Raw genomic sequence first — 4,593 nt, forward strand, 5'->3', positions numbered from 1 at the left:
GGTCACCGGTTCGCCCGCCGCCACCCTCGGCCAGATCTGCGCCACGACCGACTTCATGCCGCCCTTGTGGTATTCGTTGGGCCCATAGACGTTGAAGAATTTCAGCCCCGCCCACTGGCTCGGCGACTGCCCCCGGTCCGACTGCCGGGCGGCATATTGGTCGAACAGCATTTTTGAATAACCGTAAGCGTTTAGCGGCCGCAACGAAGCCAGCCCTTCAAGGCTGTCGTCGTCCTCGAAACCCCGCTCGCCGTCGCCGTAGGTGGCCGCCGACGAGGCGTAGACCATCCGGGCGTCCCTCAGCGCGCACCAGTCCCAGATGTCCCGCGACAGGGTGAAGTTGGTGCGGAGGATCAGATCGGCGTCCGCCTCCGTGGTCGAGGAGATCGCCCCCATGTGCACCACGGCCTCGATCCGCTCGGCGTGCCGCTCCAGCTGCTCGAACAGCTCCTCCGGCTGCCAGAAGTCGGCGATCGGGTGTTTGGCGATGTTCTTCCACTTGCCCAGCGCCGCGTCCTCCAGCCGGTCGCACACGACCACGTCGCGGCGGTCCTCGGCGCACAGCCGGGCGACGATGTTCGAGCCGATGAAGCCGGCCCCGCCGGTGACCACGATCATCCGCCGGCTCATCGGTCGTCCTTCATCTTCTCGATCGTCCTGGTGGTGGAATAGCCGTCCTCGAACGTCGCCAGCCGGACCTCGCCGCCCCAGCTTTCGACCAGGTCGCCGCCCACCACGCCCTCACGGGTGTAGTCCGCGCCCTTGATCAGCACGTCGGGCCGCAGCCGCTCGATCAGGGCCAGCGGCGTCGGCTCGTCGAACGAGGTCACCCGGTCGACGCTCTGCAGTCCTCCGATGACCACGGCCCGGCTGTCCAGATCGTTGATCGGCCGGCCCTCGCCCTTCAGGCGCCGCACGGAATCGTCCGTGTTCAGCGCCACCACCAGCCGGTCGCACCAGCTTCGCGCCTGCGCCAGATAGGCCACATGGCCGCGGTGCAGGATGTCGAAACAGCCGTTGGTGAAGCCGACCTTGAGCCCCTGCCGCTTCCAGCCCTCGACCACATGCGCCAGATCCTCAAGCGGCATCACCTTGGCGTGGGCCCCGGCGGCGTGCTGGCTCATCTCGGCGTCGATCAGCTCGGCCGGAGTGACCACGGCCGTGCCCGCCTTGCCGACCACCACGCCCGAGGCGAGAATGGCGAACTCCACCGCCGTCTCCAGCGAGGCCCCGGCGCCCAGCGCCAGCCCCAGCGCCGCCAGTCCGGTGTCGCCGGCGCCCGAGACGTCGAACACCTCGCGCGCCCGCCCGGGGAAATGCTTCGCCGCCTCCCCGCGCCGCATCAGGCGCATGCCCCTGCCCGCCCGGGTCACCACCACGGCCTGCGCCGTCGTGGCGTGCAGCAGCGCCTTGAGGGCCGCCTCGACCTCCGCGTCGGTCTCCACCGGCAGGCCCGTGGCCCCGGCCAGTTCGCTGGCGTTGGGCTTGATCAGGTCGACGGCGCCGTAGCGGGCGAAATCGCGCCCCTTGGGATCGACCACGACCGGCGCGCCGGTCTTCTCCGCGGCCGCCAGCGCCTGGCTGATCACCAGATCGCTGACCACGCCCTTCGCATAGTCTGACAACAGATAGACGGAAGCACCGGCAAACGCTCCGCTTTCTTCGCCCATCAGGGCAGCCGCCTCCTCGTCAAGCCGCAGCAGCTGCTGGCCAGCGGCGACGAAGCGGGTCTTGACGATGGTGGCCACGCCCGCGCGCCGCTCGACCGCGTCCTCGATACCCGGTTCGGCGGCGATCAGCGTCGCCAGCTCGTCCCCGGCGGCGTCCCGGCCCGCCACGGCGCCCAGCCGCGCCACCCCGCCGAGGGCGGCCACGTTGCGCGCCACATTGCCGACGCCGCCCGGCATGGCCGTGGTGCGCCGCATCCGCAGCACCGGTATGGGCGCCTCGGGCGAAATCCGGCAGACCTCGCCATAGACGTAGCGATCCAGCATCAGGTCGCCGACGCAGGCCACCTTCAGCCCGCGCACGCGCTCCAGCAGGGCCTGTAGTCCGCCGAGATCGAGAGTCCGTTCAGCCATGCAATCCGACTAACGGATTCAGGCGGCCTTCGCCATCCGCGCCTTCGTCAGGTCGTCGTAGGCGATCAGGTCGGCGGCCAGCGCCTCGAACTGGTCCAGCGGCACCATGTTGGGCCCGTCCGACGGCGCGTTGTCGGGGTCCTGGTGCGTTTCCATGAACACCGCATCGACGCCCACGGCCACGGCCGCGCGGGCCAGCACCGGCACGAACTCGCGCTGTCCGCCCGAGGATGTGCCCTGCCCGCCCGGCTGCTGCACGCTGTGGGTGGCGTCGAACACCACGGGGCAGCCGATCTCGCGCAGGATCGGCAGGGCCCGCATGTCGCTGACCAGGGTGTTGTAGCCGAAGCTGGCCCCGCGCTCGCAGGCCATGACGTTCGGATTGCCCGCCCCGACCACCTTGGCGATGACGTTCTTCATGTCCCAGGGGGCGAGGAACTGGCCCTTCTTGACGTTGATCACCTTGCCGGTCGCCGCCGCCGCCAGAAGCAGATCGGTCTGCCGGCTCAGGAAGGCGGGGATCTGCAGCACGTCGACGGCCTGGGCGGCCTCGGCGCAATGCGCCTCGTTGTGCACATCCGTGAGCACGGGCAGGCCCACGCTTTCGCGGATTTCGGCGAAGATCGGCAGCGAGCCCGCCAGACCCAGTCCCCGCGCCGCATTGGCGCTGGTCCGGTTGGCCTTGTCGAAACTGGTCTTGTAGATGATCCCGACGTTCAGCCGCTCGCCGATCTCCTTCAGCGCGTGCGCCATCTCCAGCGCATGCTGCCGGCTCTCCAGCTGGCACGGACCGGCGATGAAGACGATGCGCTGACCGCCGCCGATGCTGACCGGGCGCTTCAGCCCGTCCTTGATGTCGATGATGGCGTTGGGCTTGGACACGGCGATTTCCCGAAATGACGGCTGGACGGCGCGCCTCCGTGACGCGCCTCTGCGGCGATCACGTGGCGTCGGACCTTCGGCTTGGCAAGCTACACGGCGACCCGTGACAAGGCCACCGGTCGCGCGCCTCCGCGGGGGATTGACGTTCCGCCCGTTCCGACCCCACCTTCACCGCATGACGACGGTGACCGTCGATCGCCAGCAGGCCGCCGCCCGCATGCCCCGCGGGTTCGGACTGCTATTGCGCCTGCTGGCCACCAACTGGACCTTCGGCCGCCTCACCGTCCGCCTTCCCAACGGCTCCAGCCATATTCTCGAGGGACGCGAGCCCGGACCGTCGGCCACGCTCGACATCCGCGACTACCGATTCGCCGGGCGCGTCCTCGCCTCCGGCGATATCGGCTTCGCCGAAGGCTATATGGCCGGCGAGTGGGAGACCCCGCACCTCGGCCACCTGCTCGAGGCCCTCGCCCGCAACCAGGACAATTTCCGCCGCCTGACCAGCGGCAATCCGGTGATGAAGTCCATCCACTGGCTGTCGCACCGGATGAACCGCAACAGCCGCTCGGGCTCGCGCAAGAACATTCACGCCCACTACGACATCGGCAACGCCTTCTACGCCGCCTGGCTCGACCCCTCGATGACCTATTCGTCGGCGCGCTTCACCCGTCCCGGCCTGTCGCTGGAGGCCGCACAGCGCGAGAAATACGCCGCCCTCGCCCGCACCATGGACCTGCAGGCGGGCCAGTCTGTGCTCGAGATCGGCTGCGGCTGGGGCGGGTTCGCCGAGTTCGCGGCCAGGGAGGTCGGGGCCCGCGTCACCGGCATCACCATCTCGCGCGAGCAGTTCGACTTCGCCCGCCGGCGGATGTTCAACACCGGTCTGTCCGAGCGGGCCGAGATCCAGCTGGTCGACTATCGCGACGTCCGGGGACGCTTCGACCGGGTCGCCTCGATCGAGATGTTCGAGGCCGTCGGCGAGGAATACTGGCCCGCCTATTTCGGCAAGATTCGCGAAGTCCTCGAACCCGGCGGCCGCGCCGGACTGCAGATCATCACCATCGACGACGCCGTCTTCGCCGGCTATCGCAAGCGCACCGACTTCATCCAGAAATACATCTTCCCCGGCGGCATGCTGCCCTCCGAGCAAGCCCTCAAACCGGTCGTCGCCGCCACCGGCCTCGACTGGGGCGCCGTCGAGCGTTTCGGACTGGACTACGCCGAGACGCTGCGGTTGTGGGACGAACGCTTCCAGTCCGCCTGGGACGACGTCAGCCGCATCGGCGGCTTCGACGAACGCTTCCGCCGCCTGTGGCGCTTCTATCTCGCCTATTGCGAGGCCGGCTTCCGCGTGGCCCGGACCAACGTCATCCAGCTCGGGCTTTCGCGCGCCTGACCCGGCGCTACAGTGGGCTCATGCCCGATCTCCCGCCGCTGATCTCCACCGCCGATCTCGCCGCCCGCCTCGGCCAGCCCGATCTGCGTCTCGTCGACGCCAGCTGGCATCTGGACGGGCGCGACGGTCGTCCCGATTTCGAGGTCGCCCGGCTTCCGGGGGCCGTCTTCTTCGACCTCGAAGCCAGTTCCGATCCGGACAGCGACCTGCCGCACATGCTGCCGGCGCCCGAGG

General features: G+C 69.2%; 4 protein-coding genes and 1 pseudogene. 2 read left to right on the top strand and 3 right to left on the bottom strand.

The window, feature by feature from the left end; all coding sequences use genetic code 11:
* From VGD32_RS10670 to kdsA, 3 genes are all read right to left on the bottom strand, one after another.
* On the bottom strand, positions 1-630 hold a 630-nt coding region (locus VGD32_RS10670; protein WP_331031866.1), incomplete at its 3' end, for an NAD-dependent epimerase/dehydratase family protein.
* A complete protein-coding gene (gene rfaE2, locus VGD32_RS10675; protein ID WP_331031867.1) occupies positions 627-2,081 on the bottom strand; it encodes a D-glycero-beta-D-manno-heptose 1-phosphate adenylyltransferase in 1,455 nt (484 codons plus the stop codon). The genes VGD32_RS10670 and rfaE2, both read right to left, overlap by 4 nt.
* A gap of 18 nt (positions 2,082-2,099) precedes the next feature.
* Positions 2,100-2,969 (bottom strand): 3-deoxy-8-phosphooctulonate synthase, encoded by an 870-nt coding sequence (gene kdsA / locus VGD32_RS10680; protein ID WP_331031868.1) that lies wholly within the window; start codon positions 2,967-2,969, stop codon positions 2,100-2,102.
* A gap of 169 nt (positions 2,970-3,138) precedes the next feature.
* On the opposite strand from kdsA, the gene VGD32_RS10685 reads away from it, so the two are divergent.
* Both VGD32_RS10685 and VGD32_RS10690 read left to right on the top strand, forming a co-directional pair.
* Complete coding sequence (locus VGD32_RS10685) at positions 3,139-4,359, top strand: class I SAM-dependent methyltransferase (RefSeq protein ID WP_414644410.1); 1,221 nt, start codon at positions 3,139-3,141, stop codon at positions 4,357-4,359.
* A 20-nt stretch (positions 4,360-4,379) separates the two neighbouring features.
* A pseudogene (locus VGD32_RS10690) lies at positions 4,380-4,593 on the top strand (sulfurtransferase); the annotation flags it as partial.

The organism is Brevundimonas sp. (assembly GCF_036402095.1).
Classification (GTDB): domain Bacteria; phylum Pseudomonadota; class Alphaproteobacteria; order Caulobacterales; family Caulobacteraceae; genus Brevundimonas.